General features: G+C 31.4%; 13 protein-coding genes. 10 read left to right on the forward strand and 3 right to left on the reverse strand.

Annotated features, from left to right (window positions below; translation table 11 throughout):
* The first annotated feature begins 240 nt into the window (after positions 1-240).
* The 3 genes from ABMA45_RS09345 (at position 241) to ABMA45_RS09355 (ending at position 2,793) form a co-directional block, all read left to right on the forward strand.
* Positions 241-645, forward strand: coding sequence for a Fur family transcriptional regulator (locus ABMA45_RS09345; protein WP_022089624.1), 405 nt, complete (start codon positions 241-243; stop codon positions 643-645).
* A gap of 86 nt (positions 646-731) precedes the next feature.
* Entirely contained in the window at positions 732-1,688 is a 957-nt protein-coding gene (locus ABMA45_RS09350; RefSeq protein WP_022089625.1) for an L-lactate dehydrogenase, read from the forward strand.
* A gap of 61 nt (positions 1,689-1,749) precedes the next feature.
* Entirely contained in the window at positions 1,750-2,793 is a 1,044-nt protein-coding gene (locus tag ABMA45_RS09355; RefSeq protein WP_022089626.1) for a glycoside hydrolase family 5 protein, read from the forward strand.
* Between the two features lie 91 nt (positions 2,794-2,884).
* On the opposite strand, the gene ABMA45_RS09360 is transcribed toward ABMA45_RS09355, so the two are convergent.
* On the reverse strand, positions 2,885-5,629 hold the full coding sequence (locus tag ABMA45_RS09360) for a fibronectin type III domain-containing protein (protein ID WP_022089627.1): 2,745 nt from the start codon (positions 5,627-5,629) through the stop codon (positions 2,885-2,887).
* A 428-nt stretch (positions 5,630-6,057) separates the two neighbouring features.
* Between ABMA45_RS09360 and ABMA45_RS09365 the strand changes: the two genes are divergently transcribed.
* The 4 genes from ABMA45_RS09365 (at position 6,058) to ABMA45_RS09380 (ending at position 11,231) form a co-directional block, all read left to right on the forward strand.
* Positions 6,058-10,170, forward strand: a complete 4,113-nt coding sequence (locus ABMA45_RS09365; RefSeq protein WP_022089628.1) for a glycosyl hydrolase — start codon at positions 6,058-6,060, stop codon at positions 10,168-10,170.
* A gap of 122 nt (positions 10,171-10,292) precedes the next feature.
* A complete protein-coding gene (locus tag ABMA45_RS09370) occupies positions 10,293-10,547 on the forward strand; it encodes a hypothetical protein (RefSeq protein ID WP_022089629.1) in 255 nt (84 codons plus the stop codon).
* Between the two features lie 107 nt (positions 10,548-10,654).
* Positions 10,655-10,891 (forward strand): hypothetical protein, encoded by a 237-nt coding sequence (locus ABMA45_RS09375; RefSeq protein WP_022089630.1) that lies wholly within the window; start codon positions 10,655-10,657, stop codon positions 10,889-10,891.
* Positions 10,875-11,231: a hypothetical protein gene (locus tag ABMA45_RS09380; protein ID WP_348030242.1), complete on the forward strand. Its 357-nt coding sequence runs from the start codon at positions 10,875-10,877 to the stop codon at positions 11,229-11,231. The genes ABMA45_RS09375 and ABMA45_RS09380 overlap by 17 nt, the downstream gene beginning before the upstream one ends.
* A gap of 144 nt (positions 11,232-11,375) precedes the next feature.
* Here ABMA45_RS09380 and ABMA45_RS09385 read toward each other — a convergent pair whose 3' ends face one another.
* On the reverse strand, positions 11,376-12,053 hold the full coding sequence (locus ABMA45_RS09385) for a DNA alkylation repair protein (protein ID WP_022089632.1): 678 nt from the start codon (positions 12,051-12,053) through the stop codon (positions 11,376-11,378).
* A 49-nt stretch (positions 12,054-12,102) separates the two neighbouring features.
* On the reverse strand, positions 12,103-12,996 hold the full coding sequence (locus tag ABMA45_RS09390) for a cation diffusion facilitator family transporter (RefSeq protein WP_022089633.1): 894 nt from the start codon (positions 12,994-12,996) through the stop codon (positions 12,103-12,105).
* Between the two features lie 195 nt (positions 12,997-13,191).
* Between ABMA45_RS09390 and ABMA45_RS09395 the strand changes: the two genes are divergently transcribed.
* The 3 genes from ABMA45_RS09395 to ABMA45_RS09405 all read left to right on the forward strand — a co-directional run.
* Positions 13,192-14,007: a MerR family transcriptional regulator gene (locus ABMA45_RS09395; RefSeq protein ID WP_022089634.1), complete on the forward strand. Its 816-nt coding sequence runs from the start codon at positions 13,192-13,194 to the stop codon at positions 14,005-14,007.
* 293 nt (positions 14,008-14,300) lie between these two features.
* Positions 14,301-15,596, forward strand: coding sequence for a chloride channel protein (locus ABMA45_RS09400; protein ID WP_022089635.1), 1,296 nt, complete (start codon positions 14,301-14,303; stop codon positions 15,594-15,596).
* Between the two features lie 282 nt (positions 15,597-15,878).
* A partial coding sequence (locus tag ABMA45_RS09405; RefSeq protein WP_348030243.1) for a phosphoenolpyruvate carboxykinase (ATP) occupies positions 15,879-16,424 on the forward strand: 546 nt, incomplete at its 3' end.

Below are 16,424 nucleotides of genomic sequence, written 5' to 3' on the forward strand. Positions count from 1 at the left end.
ACAGTGCAGTATGCAAAAGATAAATACGAATTGACCGAAACAGCTCCCGTTGATAGAGAATATATTGAACAAATAAAAGGTTAAATTCCACTTATGTAAAAGTAAATTCCACTGTGAAATGCGAGAGTGGAATTTAAAATTTTAATTTTGGAAAATAGTAATCATTCCTAATTTGCATTGACATACTAACATGAAATATATATAATCCTTATTAAGAACAATTCCTAATAAGGAGAAATTATGAAAGTAAGAAGAAATACAATCCAAAAAGATTTAGTTTTAAGGGCTGTAAATGAAATGAAAAGACATGCAACTACAGAAGAAGTGTATGAATTCATTAAAAAAGAGCATCCGACAATTGGAAAAGGAACTGTTTATAGAAATTTAGGAATTTTAGTTGAAGAAGGTAAAATTAGAAAGGTTGAAGTTCCTGACGGACCGGATCGTTTTGATTTTACACTCAAGGATCATTATCATGTTAGATGTATTAAATGTGGTGATGTTTCTGATGTTGATATGGATGAGGTTAAAGATTTAACTGAGAAAATTAATAATGTTCATGGAATAAAGTTTCTGAGCCATGATATATTTTTTAAAGGAATTTGTTCGTTATGTTTAGAGAAAGAGGAGGATTGCGAGGAATAATTAAATACTATATAAATTAAGCTGTGAATTTTTTTATAGCAAAAGAAAACGATAAAAATAAAAAAGGTATTAGGAGAAAAATTATTATGAAAACTCAAATTGTTAATTCTAAAAAAGCAGTTATGATAGGATGTGGATTCGTAGGTTCAGCATCAGTATTTGCATTAATGCAGAGCGGATTATTTACAGAGATAGCTCTTATTGATGCAGATAAGGATAAAGCAGAGGGAGAGGCTATGGATATAAGTCATGGAATACCATTTGCCAGCCCGATGAGAATATATGCCGGTGATTATGACGATGTGGCAGATGCAGCTATTGTTATTATATCTGCAGGTGCAGGACAAAAGCCGGGAGAAACAAGAATTGACCTTGTAAATAAAAATGTTGCTATATTTAAGTCGATAATACCTGAAATAGCGAAAAGAAATTTTTCAGGAATATTGCTTATAGTGGCTAATCCTGTGGATATTTTAACTCAAGTGGCAATAAAGTTGTCAGGGCTTCCTGAAAACAGAGTAATTGGTTCAGGAACAGTCTTAGATAGCGCAAGATTAAGATATAAACTCGGCGAACATTTATCTGTAGACAGTCGAAGCGTTCATGCGTTTATCATAGGTGAACATGGTGATAGCGAGGTAGTAGCGTGGTCGTCAGCAAATGTTTCAGGAGTTCCTTTAAGTGAAATGTGCGAGATGAGAGGACACTATAAGCATAAGGAAAATACTGAAGAAATTGCAACAGAAGTAAAGAATAGTGCTTATGAAATAATAAATAAAAAACATGCTACATATTATGGAATAGCAATGTCTGTAAAACGAATATGTGAAGTTATTATGCGAGATGAAAAGTCAATTATACCGGTATCACACATGATTCATGGTCAATATGAAATTGAAGGAGTTTCATTAAGTATGCCGGCTATTGTAGGTGCAGATGGTATTGAATCAGATGTACCAATAAATCTAAATGGAGAAGAGGCATTAAAACTTAAGGAGTCAGCTGATTCTTTAAAGAAAATAATAGATACGCTCGAATTATAAAAGTATGGTATTATAAAATATACGATTTTAAATAAAGTATTAAAATTGGAGTGGAAAATATATGAAAAAAGTATCATATAAGTTGAAAATTATAATTACAATTATGATAGTATTTAGCTTAATGGTTTCATATGTAAATGTAATTCCTGCGGACAAAAAAATAGAAACAGTAGCTTACAAAAAAACACCGGTTGGAGCACATGGAAGATTAAATGTAAAAGGAACAAAATTAGTAGATCAATACGGAAAAGAAATTCAGATTCAAGGTGTTTCTACGCATGGAATTAATTGGGATGTTGGAGAATCTTATGTTAATTACAATTCATTTAAAATATTACGTGATAAATGGGGCGTAAATTGTATAAGAGTTGCAATGTATACAGAAGATTATAATGGTTATTGTGTTACAGATGATACTAATAGAAAGAAATTGCTTAAGACAATAGATTTGGCTGTTGGGAACGCAAAGAAGTTAGGAATGTATGTTATTATTGACTGGCATGTGTTGAATGACCAAAATCCATTAAAACATAAGGATGAAGCCAAACAATTTTTTAAAAAAATGGCGAAAAAATATGGGAAGAATAAAAATGTAATGTTTGAAATTTGTAATGAACCAAATGGAAATACGACATGGAATGATATTAAAAAATATGCTAATCCAATAATAAAAGTTATAAGAAAATATGCAAAGGAAGCTATTGTTATAGTAGGCACACCAACATGGAGTCAGGATGTGGATGTGGCATCAATGTCTCCAATTAAAAATAGTAAAAATATCATGTATGCAATTCATTTTTATGCAGCAACACATCAGGATTACTATATGAATAAAGTAAAAAAAGCAATTTCAAATAAACTTCCTGTGATTTGTACAGAATTTAGTGGCTGTGAAGCCAATGGAAATGGAAACATAAATAAAAGTAGTCTTTATAAATGGTTAAATTACCTTAAAAGTAATGGAATAGGTTACTGTTGCTGGAGCTTAAGTAATAAGAATGAAAGTGCGTCATTGCTGAAAGCTGACTGTTATAAAAAATATGGATATACATATTCTGATTTATCAAAAATGGGAAAATTATTGGTTGAGTTTTATAAAAAATAAAGATAAAAAAACCTGTCATTTTACATTGTTAAAATGACAGGTTTTGCTTTATTTAAAATAATTATTTAAATGCTTTGTTTATAGTAACAAACTATTTAGTTTTTGCAGATTTTACATTAATCCATTTAGAATAACTAATTTTTCCATTAATGTAATTATAAGTACGAATGCGGATAAAATATTTCTTCTTGGATTTTAATTTTTTAATAGTAGTTTGCGAAATGTTTTTATTCTTTAAAAGAACTTTTTTCGTGTTTTTCTTAAATTTTTTATCAGTTGCAACTTGGATTTCATAGCCTTTTACATTTTTTACTTTATTCCATGTAATGGTAATGGATTTCTTAGCTGTTTTAATCCTGCTAATTTTTGTAGCTTTTGGTTTAACAACTTCGTTTGATGAGTTGTTAGAAGATGCTACAGTTTGTTTTGGTGATTCATTTGCCTTAGTAGTTTCTTTTGAGGAAAACCCATTGTTACCGGAATTTCCAGGGTTAACATTTGAATCAAATTTAGTAGTAGGTTGTTCAATATCAGTTACAGAAGGAATATCTGAACTAGTAGTTTCAACATCTGATGCTTTAGTAGTAGTTTCGATATTCGATGTTTTAGTGGTAGTTTCAACATCCGATACTTTAGTAGTAGTTTCTGTGTCTGCCGATTTGGTAGTAGATTCAACTTCTGATGTTCCCGGTTCATCTGCAACTTTTAATACTTTAATCTGAGGACTCATATAATTAAGATCCGTATTATCACAGTTCTTGTGAATTCCAAAGAATTTTATAATATATTCCTCACCAGCTTTAAAAATGCATGGTGTAATATTTTCAACATTGTAGTTTGTTGAAACCAGTTCACCGTTATGATAAACATTATAATACGTTGAAATTCGGCAATTATCATCATGCGGTGTTACATTCATTTTCAAATTATAAGTGCCATTTGTTTCAGGAACAAACTTATAAAATTTATAGTAGCTCTTAGCATCATCTCTATAAAAACGAACCGTATCAGTCTGGTCTAATCCGATTGAGTTAAGATTATATTTAAAACGCTCTTTGTCATAAACAGAGAGTGTTAATGCTTTGCTTCTACCATCAATATTAAAATATACATAATTATAACCTGAGGACCAGTCGTCCGGGTTCTCTATTGTAAGAGGATATACTGTATATTTGTCAGGGGCATCTGTTGTATATGAATCAGAAGCCTCATCATATGTATATTTAACAACAGTTCCATCGGCATAAGTTACATCAACGCTGTTAATATAATCCGGTAGTGAATATTTGTAAGAACCTGAAATATTGTCAATGCCATCCACAAGCACAGGATCAAGTCCTGTCTGATTCAAACTAAAAGAACTGATAATGGCAGGATTCTTAAAATTAAAAGTCATATTAACAGTTTCATCCGATGCTTCGCTGTCACTATGAATTAAATAACAGTCAAAAGTATATTTCGTACCTTTTTCAAGATTCAGATTTCTATATTCATACAAAGTCTTGCCATTAGCAAGTTTTGTTGTTTGAGTTGGAAAGTCACGGTTAAGGGAATGATCAGTAGTATTAAAAGCTATAGTATCATTACAGGAATCAGAGTGACTGTCCACAGTTACAAACAAAGTATATGGTCCATCCTCAGGTGGAGTAAAACTCAAGTAACGTCTTAAAGGTGTATTTGGCTTAAGCTTAAGGGTTGTATCTCCGAAAAACATAAAACGGTCAAGCTGGTCGTAAGTCTTAATAGTTACAGGAATTTCTTTTTCATAAGAACCTGCCCGAATAAGGAAAGTATTGTCGCTTCCAACAGTCCAATGATTTGTGCCCTGAGTGTCTACAGGGGTCAAATAATAACCGGTATAAGGACTGTAAGGGTCCTTTTCAGTAGTAGGATGAGAGTTGGCAGGAAATTCCATATCTCCATCATAGTAATGAATAGTATAAGACTTTATAAAACTCAAATAAGAATAATTATACTTAAAATAAGAGTGACCGAACTCATTAGTAATCATCTTACCATTCTGATTTTCGATAAGATTAAATGGCTCATCAGGCTCATTTAAATCAATACCGGTATTGCCTTCCATTCTAATAAACTTAATTTTTGATTGGGCAGTGGAAGCATCCTTTGAAGAATAGCTTGTGCCATGGGAATAAAAATTAATAATATAAGGAGTACTACTATTAGGGCGCATTGATGAAAGAACACTGTTCATATAAACATCAGGAACGTTTGAATAATCCAGTTCGTCATTGTTTTCATTCTGAAAATATCTGACTCTGGCATTAAGTACATTATTACCATTGTCATCAGTATCCATAAGACAACCTAACTTATATTGATGATAATCTTTCGTTGGATCATAATAATAAGAAACATCATATTCACCGGTAAAGTTAAACTCATCGTCCTTTTTTATTTCCCTAACAATATCGGCAATAATCAAGACGCTTGAATTGGCATGAAGGGTAAAACTAACAGTGAAAACCTGTCCCTTTTTAAGCTGATAATAGTCAATTCGAGTTCTGTCTCCAATACGATAATCTCTTGCGTAAGGTTTAATCTCGTTGCCATCAGCATCCTTGGCAACGCTCAGATTATTAAAACCTTCTATAGTCTTGATTCTTATGGAATACAAGCCATCTTCAGTTGCAGTAAAGGTCATATCCTTATCATTAGGTGTATCACTTGCACTGAAAAAATCTTTTTCTCCAAATACATAATCGTCTGTGTAATCATCTGACTCTGCTTTAACTTTTGCAGGTGAAAATGAAATAGAAGTTAATACTAATAAAAATGTAAGTAATAAACATAATAATTTCTTAGATTTTTTCATATTCTTTATCCTTTCTCTTTTGTTCGATTTTATATTAACATATTGGTATTTATTGGGCAATTATGATTTGAAAAATTATGTATTATATTATTTAAAAGATGGTTAGAATTGTGGGAATGAGTAGCACGGAACAATTCGTAGGCATCAAAGTTTGGAAATTTTGACCTCAACATCTATTTAAAAGTAATTATAAGAACTACCTATATAATTACACTAAGATTTCAGATTTATAACCCCGGTATCTAAAAAAAATAACACCCATATAAAAAAGGGAACATTATATATAAAAACGTTTTTTGATAAGATTAGATATGTAAATGTTTATCCAGGAGGAAACAAAATGAACGAAGTTCATTTTCTAAAAATGTTTCCGACGAATAGCCGCCGACTGAAAGGCGGGGGCAATACATATTATCCAGGAGGAAAAGATGAAAGGAAATTTTAAGAAAGGAATTTCAGTGGCACTAAGTTTAGCATTGACGGTCAGTTCATTTGCTTTGCCTGATACAGCAAAAAATGTTAATGCTGATAATTTGCCAACAACAAATTTAGGAGTAGGAAGCATTGGAACAGGTTCAAATGAATCAGATGCAGCAAAACTTCCAAGAAGTTCAACACAGGGAAAATACAGATTTACAACAGATAACTATAACAATAAGCATCAGGCACTTGATACAAATGATTGGGCAAGTAACTGGTTATGGGATTTAGAAGGCGATAAGGATACTGATACGACAAATGCATTATCAGGAACAGCATATGCATTGCCATTATGTTATTTAATGAAGAAAGATGGTTTGCGTGTGACAAAACCGGCAATGACAAGCAGTAATACAAATATTAGTGCTTACAATATTAAGGATAATGATACGTTATGTGATTTTAAAATTTCACCGGATTGGACATGCACAAACAACAATATAGATGAAGTAACTGACTGGTCATATAAGGCAGTTACAACAAATCCACAAAATGCGGGTCAGAAGATGTATACAACAATGACTCAGGGAAGTCCATTCGCTTTTATCGAAATGAAAAATACAAACACAATTTATTTGGAAAAATTACGTGTAACATTTCCAAGTGAAATTATTTATGAAGATACATATAATGGCTCAAAAATGGTTGTATTCAGAACGAATGATATTACAAGTTCCGTAAATGGATATCCAAGTGCAACATACCAATATTATGCAGTATTTTTACCAGAAAATACAACTGTTACACATATGGGAACAACAGACGGAACAAACAATGATAAAATAGGAAAATTAAAATTCACATTCCCATCAAACAACAAAGCTTATATGTCTGTTGCATGGTTATGTGAGAGCAGAAATATTGATAACAACATGGGTATTAAATATGCAAAAGAATATAGACCTTATGCATTTAATATTATTACAAATACAACAGCAGACTATTCTTATAATGAAAGCACGGGAAATGTTCAGACAAAATATACATATTCATTTTCAAAGAAAGCAGAAAGTACTGCTGATGGAACAATAATGGGAATTTTACCACATCAGTATAAGAATATGAGCAATGCTACATATATGGATAATAAAGCCATTACTTTGAGAGGTTATATGAAGTTCATGAAGGGCTCATCATATACTTCAAATATGACATACAACGGTATTATTCCATATATGCCAAGTCTTTCAAGTGATGATTCACAAGGAAGAAAAGAATTACAGAAATATGTAAATGACTTCGTTAATAAACATATGACAGGGGCAGGAAATTGGACTCTTGCAAATGATGAAGGAAATGAAACATATTATCATGGAAAGAAATTAAATCGTTCTGCACAGGTTGTTGCAGCTGCTAAAGCAGTTGGAGATGAAGAAAATGCACAGAAAGTATTAAACGGACTTGAAAAGAACTTAGAAGACTGGTTTACATATTCAGGAAATAGTGATAAGCATTACTTTACATATTTAGGTGAAGGTGTAGGTACACTTTTAGGATATCAGTCATCTTTCAATTCAGTTGACCAGTTTAACGATCATCATTTCCATTATGGATATTTTATTGAATCAGCAGCAAGTGTAGGTTTATACGACAGGGACTGGTTAAATAATTATAAAGATGTAGTAAAGCAGTTAATTTATGATATAGCATGCCCATATAGAGACAATAAAGAATGTGTCGCAGATTGTGGAAATGCATACCCATATTTAAGAAGTTTTTCACCTTATGAAGGACACTCATGGGCATCAGGATATGAAGATGAGAGAACAGGTAATAACCAGGAATCAACATCTGAAGCAATAAATGCGTGGGCAGGAATTATATTATTTGGAGAACTTACAAATAATACAAGGATTAGAGATTTAGGTATTTATCTTTATACAACAGAATCAGAGGCAGCTGATGAATATTGGTTTGATAAAGATGAAGAAACATACAAAATTGATTCAACAAATTTTGATGCTCCTATGGTATCAATGGTTTGGGGCGGAAAAGTTGACTACAGTACATGGTTTGGTCAGCAGTACACACAGGGAATTCAGATTTGCCCAATTAATTCATGGTCATTTTATTTAGGAAAAAATGCAAATAAAATAACAGGAAAAGATTACATTAAAAAATATTACAATGCAGATAAAACTTATAAAAAAGCCAACGGTGGAAGCACAGAAGGTTGGAATGATATGTGGGCTGAATATTATGCAATAGCAGACCCTGATTACGCAATGAACACAGTATGGACAAAAAATGCAATTAATGATGGTGAATCACAGGCACATACATATCATTTTATAAGAGCATTGCAGGATTATGGTACACCTGATTTGACATTTAAATCAAATAGTCCAACAGCTTCCGTGTTTAACAAAAACGGAGTATATACATATGTAGCATACAATGCTTCAAATACAGCAAAGACAGTAACATTTACAAGTGAAAGCGGAAAGACAGTATCAATAAAAGCAGCATCTAACACAATGACGACAGTAAATGAAAATGAAGTTAATAAATCTTCATATGTTGTAGAATATTATGGAAAAGATTTAAATTCAAATAATTATTCATTGTTAGGAAGTGAAGTGAAATACGCAGATGCAGGAGCAAATGTAACTGCAACAGAAAATAATTTTACAGGATTTAAATTTGATAATTCAAATTCAAATAATATTAAACAGGGAACAGTAAATGCAAACGGAAGTCTTGTATTAAAAATGTACTACAACAGAGAAACATATAGCATTTCTTATGATTTAGTAGGAGGAGTTAAAAATAATACAGGATTATATCCGGCAAACTATATTTATGGACAGCAGATAACACTTGATACACCTAAAAAAGATGGATACGAATTTAGTGGATGGTATAAGGAAAGTACATACAACACAAAAGTGGACGCTATTTCATCAAAGGTAAGTGGAAACATCATTTTATATGCAAAATGGATTCCAGCAGGAACAATTTCTGTAAATGAAGATATGTACCTTACATTTGATGCAAATGTTAATGGAACATTTACTATAGTAGGTGATAAAAAATACAATGCAGTTAGTGTGCTTTATAAGGTGGTAAATACAGAAAGTGAAGCAAAAGAATTAGCAGAAAACAAAGCTGAAGTAGGATTTGTTTCATGGAGAATGGAAGCAACAGATATAGGTTGGAGTCATACAAGAAACTTAAAAGGTGATGAAGGAAAATATATTGTATTTTATTTTATAAGATACGATGAAAATGGTGGTTATAAATCGGAATATGGCTATGGAAAAATCGGAATAGGTGGAGGTGGAACAGAGACAACTACTAAAACTGAAACAACGACAAAAGCGCCGGAAACTACAACAACAAAATCATCTGAAACAACAACTAAAGTGCAGGAAACAACGAAACCGGTAACTGATGATTCAAAATACGCGTCATTAGATTACCAGGATATAGGAAATAATAATAACAATGAATTTGATAAGGGGTTGTTGGGCTGTAAATACGCAGTAATTAGTGGAGAAATAAATGCATGTTTATTCCAAAATAAAGGTTTTAGTGAATTGTATATGGCAGTAGGTGGAATGGGAGCAGGAAACTTTAAAGCTACCATAAATGGCCGCAATGTGACAAAAACACAAGGCACAGGAGTATTTATGAATCCGGCATCAGATTTTCTTACATATAAATATAATGTAGTTGAGATATCATCAGATGACGGAACTGCCACAGTAATTATTTTAAATCCAAATAAAACAGGAACATACAATCAATCAACAACAGAAGAAACAACAAAAGTCACAGAGACAACAACAAAAAATCAGGAAACAACAAAAGCGCCTGAGACAACTACAAAGAGTCAGGAGCAGACAACAAAGGCGCCTGAGACAACAACAAAGAATCAGGAAACAACAAAAGCGCCTGAGACAACTACAAAGAGTCAGGAGCAGACAACAAAGGCGCCTGAGACAACAACAAAGAATCAGGAAACAACAAAAGCGCCTGAGACAACTACAAAGAGTCAGGAGCAGACAACAAAGGCGCCTGAGACAACAACAAAGAAACAAAGACAAACGAAACAATAAAGAACCAGCAGGTAGACAATAACAACACAACAACTGCAGTAAATAGTGAAGGCTTAAACGGAACATCGACAGAAAAAGCTGCATTAGGACGAGCTGCATTTTCAAAGAATGTTAAAAAGAAATTGTCTCTAAAGAAGATTAAGGTTTCACTTAAAAAGGTTGATAATGCAACAGGATATGAAGTAAGAGTTGCAACATCAAAGAAATTTAAAAAGACAATTTATAAAAAGTCATATAAGAAGGTTGCATTTACTTTAAAGAGTAAGAAATTTGCAAATAAGAAGAAACTTTATATTAAAGTAAGAGCTTATGCAGTAGATGGAACAAATAAGATATATGGTAAATGGTCAAAAGTTAAAAAAGTTAAAATTAAATAATTTTTAATAAGATAAAGAATCTCCGGCATATTTGTGCCGGAGATTTTTAGAGTATAGAAAAAACTGAATAATGAGATACAATAAAGAAAAAATGGTAGGTAAGGGTTATGAGAAAAAAATTTTTATTAAGCGTAATGCTACTTGTAACAATGTTAACAACATTGTTATTTGGCAATAATGTCCGTGCAGATTACTATGACGATTTTTATGACAACGAATATGATTATGAGTATTCAGATGCAGATGATTTGGAAATAGATTATAAATCATTGTCCTTAAATGAAGGAAGTACTCAGAAAATAGAATATGTATTTGTTGGTGATGCGATTGTATGGAGAAGTTAGATTCCTCTCAATATATGATTATACGGAATTATCACCCCAAAAGATGAAACTTAGAACATCTAATAGAAGATTGAATTTCTCATTAGATTTAGTAAATTCAAAAGATAAATATTCTAAGGGAGTATATACATCAATAGCAAAAGTAAGTTCAGAATTATCATCTAATGAAGATATTAATTATGATAAATTTAGTAAATATGAAAAAATGCTTACGCAGAGAAAGTTAAGTATAAACTTTTCATTTTATAATGATACATTCACTGAGAGTAATATGCCTAAAAAGACAAAAAACAGTTGGTACAAATTAACTGATTTCTATGAAAATATTATTTTTGGATAAAAAAAAGTCATGTTTCAAAATGCTAGATATTCAGCTTGAGGATTCATTTAGAATTCAAAGTAATTATCAATATCAAAGTAAGAAACATGACTTTTATTTATTTAAATGCATTTATTATTAACTTTTAATTTGACAAAACAATTATTATTTTCTAAAACTTTTTAGGTAAATTTTCTGCTCATCAGTAATCCTATAACTTTCAACAGCTTTTTGAATAGTTTTTCGATGAACACATGGTGAAAGTTTGCGTTGCTCAATATAAGGGATAACTGCGTTCCACTGTTTAGCAAGAGCGGTTGCCATATACCATGCAATCATCATATTTACATAATATTCTTCAGATTTTACATTTGAAACAAGTTCTACATATTCCGGTTTAAAATCATCATCTAAATAAAGACTCATTAAAGCACCGATTCCATAACGGATAGTATAGGTATCTGAAGAATTAATCCATTTTTTTATTTCCACAAGTAATTCATCTTTATGTTTTGAAAAACATTTTGGTAAAGGTAAATCACATGTAGCCCAATTATTGATATAAGGAATAAATAACTTTACCTGTTTTATGCATTCGTCATAATCTTTTATTCCGGAAATTATCATCATATGAAGATTATTTTCCTCGTAATATGTATGTGGCAAATCTTTAATAAAAGATTTTGAATCTTCAGTTTTTGCATATTCTTTAGCAAATTTTCTTAATATAGGAGTACGAATGCCAATAATATTTTCTTTATTATAGCCTGGTATAAGCTTGCTATGAAAATCTCTATATTTTAAATCCTGTAATTCAAATAATTGTTTTTGTAGTGTATTCATATAAATCTCCATTTGAAAATATAAAAAAGTTTTATTTAAATATTGCTATCTATATTGCAGGAACTATTTCTACGGATATCTGGTCGAATTTGTTTTCCAAATCTTTAGTAATATGTTCCTGTATTGTTTTAAATTCTTTAATTTTTAAAGTATCAGATTTGCTTTTAACATATACTTCAATCCATGTTTTTCTTCCGGTTTGTGTTACATCAAGAAAATCTAAACTATAATCATAATTTTGAATATCTTCATTAACAACATCTCTTATTTCATCCATGACTTCCTTATCAGGAGAAAATAATACAAGTTCCTTTAAGGTCTTTATAATTTGAACTACGGGTTCTTTTACAAGGAATAAAGAAACTAAGATAGCTACAGTAGAATCAATGTAAGGAATAATAAATTTTAAAGTTGTGTTAGTAAGGAAAATCTGTAACAAAAATGCAACGGAAATTCCAAGAGTGCTTACAATATCTACTTTCCATAAATATAATTCAGACTGAATCATCATAGAAGAATAACTTCTGCTTAAGTGCTTTAATACCAAAAAAGTAAGCATACAGAAAAAACAAAGTGAAGATTCGTATGCTAAAACGCTGATAGCATTTACAGTATGACCACCATTAAGTAAAACTTTTACATTTGATGTAATCATATTAATAACTACTGCTAATAAAATTAAATATTTTATAAGAACAAGTAAAGATTCAATTTGAGAGAAACCATAAGGTTTCTTTTCAGATACCGGTTTATACAAAAATGGAACAAGTATAAACATTGGAAGTAAGAGTAACAAATCGAATAAGTCAAATATTCCATCGGCAATTACTGTTTTTGAACCAAGGAAAAATGCTGCAATTACTTCGACTACTGTAAAAATAATTGTTCCGGTAAGTGATAATCGTAAAATTTTGTTTTCCGTTTTATATTTTTTATCGTCCATGATAAATTGAAAAAATCCTTTCTAGTGATATGAATTGTGCCCAATTCTTATTAAAAAGTTCATAATTATGATAAAGTCTGGTATAATACTAGTGTCAATAGTATAAATAATAAAAAAAATACGGTAAAATAAACTACATTTCAAAATAAATAGAACAAAACATTAGTATAGTACAAGAGTAAAGAAGAGGAAAAGATGAAACGTAAAAAAACATTTAATATAGGAGAAGTGTCAAGGCTTTTTAATATTAGTGTAGATTCAATTCGTTATTATGAGAAAATAGGAATATTAGAGCCGACACGCAATGAGGGAAATAATTACAGAGTATATACTTTATCGGATATCAGACAACTTACAATGATAAGAGAATTGTTAGGACTTAATTTCTCGACTGAAAGAATTAAGGAATTTGACCGAAACCAAAATGTGGAAACTACAAAAATGCTTCTTTCAGAAGAACTTAATATAGTAAATAAAAATATAGTAGAATTATTTGAAAAGAAGGTAAGTATAGAAGCAAGAATAAAATCATTAGAAGAAAACATTAATCATACGGATTTGGGAAACATAAGGATAAAAGAGTTTGATGAAAGACAGTGTGTAATGATAAGTGAGTCGAATCTTGATGATGATGACGTAGATTATTATCTTGTAAAATATATGCAGTCCCATAAAAATAAAGTTGATACAATAGGAGCATGCGACTGTTATGTGTTGGATATATCAAAAATAAGTGAAGATGGAAATTCATTTGTAACAAAAGGTGTATTTTTCTATTCAGATACATTATTATATAATAGTAATTATTCTTTACCGGCAGGAAAATATTTATCGATATTTTATAAAGGGCCATCTACTAGAACGAAAGTGGCGGTAGACAGATTGATAGCTTACGCAAATGAGCATCATTTGAAAATTACAGGTGACCCGATAGAATTTTGCCATATTGATGATTATGAAACGTCGGTAGATGAAGAATGTTTAACAGAAATTCAAATTCCGGTTAAATAGTTTTAAAATACGAGGAAAGAAAAATGAAAAGAAAAAATAAACACGAAGAAGAAAAAAGTACAAAAAAAAGCGGGACTTGCAAAAACATATTTGGGTGCTAAATGTGTAAAGATTGTGGCAATAATTGTGATTATAGCGATTGTTATAAGTGGAGTTGCAATCGGAACAAAGACATTTTAGATAAGGCAACTAAAAATGCACAAAAAATTGTAAAAGCTTTTTTTGAAAAAATTATGATTTAGATGAATACACAGTGAAGTATAAATAATTTACATATGAAAGGTTTGAAAATAATGCAAATGGAAAGCATGGATTCTAAAAGAAACAAATCAAAAGTTATTATAAGATACTATTATGACAGGGTATCCAGAGATGTGGGAAATTTTTTTAAATGGATTGCACTTGCTATTTTGACAGGTCTTGTTGTTGGTGGCGCAAGTAGCATATTTGCAGGGTGCATAAAATGGGTTACTGAATATAGAAATAATAATATATGGGTATTTATGATTTTACCGATCGTTGGTGTGGCAATAGTGTTTATGTATCAGATAATAGACCCACATGATGGTGGGACAAATCAGGTTTTATCTACTATAAGGTCAAGGGGAGATGTCCCACTAAAGGCTGCACCACTTATATTTGTATCAACATTGTTAACTCATCTTACAGGTGGTTCTGCCGGAAGAGAAGGGGCATCTATTCAATTTGGTGGAAGTATCGGAAACTGGCTTGGCAAATTAGTAAAACTTGATGAATTTGATCATCATGTAATGATTATGTGTGGTATGAGTGCCGCATTCGCAGCGGTATTTGGAACACCGATGGCTGCGGCAGTATTTGCAATGGAAGTTGTAAGCGTTGGAGTTATGTATTATGCCGCATTACTTCCGTGCGTCGTGGCGTCAATTATTGCAGCGGAATTTGCTACAGGTATGGGAATTGATCCTGAGACATTTAGCGTTACAAGAATACCTGCCTTAACTGTTGAAACTGGCTTTAAAATGGCAATTATATCGGTAGGATGTGCAATGGTCAGTATAATGTTTTGTATTGCACTTAAATTTGTAGCTAAAATTTATGGGAAATACCTTAAAAATTTATATGTAAGAGTTTTTGTGACAGGCTGTGTAGTTATTGCGATAACAATGATTTTAAATACAAAAGACTACATGGGAGCAGGTAATGAGTTGATAGCAAGAGCAATAGAAACAGGACAGGCAAGACCATTAGACTTTTTATGGAAAATGATTTTGACGGCAGTAACAATGAGAGCAGGCTATCGAGGTGGTGAAATTGTTCCGGCATTTAGTGTGGGTGCAACATTTGGATGTGTGGCAGGACAGCTTTTAGGATTTCAGCCTGAACTTGCAGCAGCAGCAGGCATGGTTGCTTTATTTTGTGGAGTTACCAATTGTCCTATTACATCTATGCTTATATCCTTTGAATTGTTTGGATTTTCAGGTGTGGCATATTACCTGATTGCCATTTCAATAAGTTATTCGTTGTCAGGTTATTATAGTTTATACAAAGACCAGACAATTGTATATTCTAAATATAAAGCAAAATATATTAACAAAAGGACAAGATAAATTAACAAATGCATATACTTTCAATAATTAACTGAGGACTTTATATTGTTAACAAAGGAAAAACAAGGCGATTTCAGTTGAATTTGGAAAGAAAATATGTATAATATTACATTAGGGAACCTGGTTTATTTATAGTAAATGAAATATTTATTGTTTTATAAGTTAGTAAAAGCTTTTATATAAGGCAATTACAGACAGGTTTTCTGTGATGATGATATAAGAATCTGTATAAAGCAGAGTTTCTTTATATACTATTATGAAAGAAAAGAGGTTTAAATTAAGATGGCAGAAATCAATTTAAGCAAGTATGGTATCACAGGTACAACAGAAATCGTGTACAATCCTTCATATGAATTATTATTTGAAGAAGAAACAAAACCAGAACTTGAAGGTTATGAAAAAGGACAGGAAAGCGAACTTGGTGCTGTTAACGTTATGACTGGTATTTATACAGGTCGTTCACCAAAAGATAAATTTATCGTTGAAGATGAAAATTCAAAAGATACAGTATGGTGGACAACAGATGAATACAAGAATGATAACCACAAAGCAAGCAAGGAAGCTTGGGCTGCTGTAAAGGATATTGCTATTAAAGAACTTTCAAACAAGAAGCTTTATGTAGTAGATGCTTTCTGTGGAGCAAACAAAGACACACGTATGGCAATCCGTTTCATCGTTGAAGTTGCTTGGCAGGCTCATTTCGTAACAAATATGTTTATTAAACCAACAGCTGAAGAACTTGAAAACTTCGAACCTGATTTCGTTGTTTACAATGCTTCAAAGGCTAAAGTTGAAAATTATAAAGAATTAGGACTTAACTCAGAAACA

The sequence above is a fragment of the Eubacterium sp. CAG:156 genome (genome assembly GCF_000434315.1).
GTDB lineage: Bacteria > Bacillota > Clostridia > Lachnospirales > Lachnospiraceae > Eubacterium_U > Eubacterium_U album.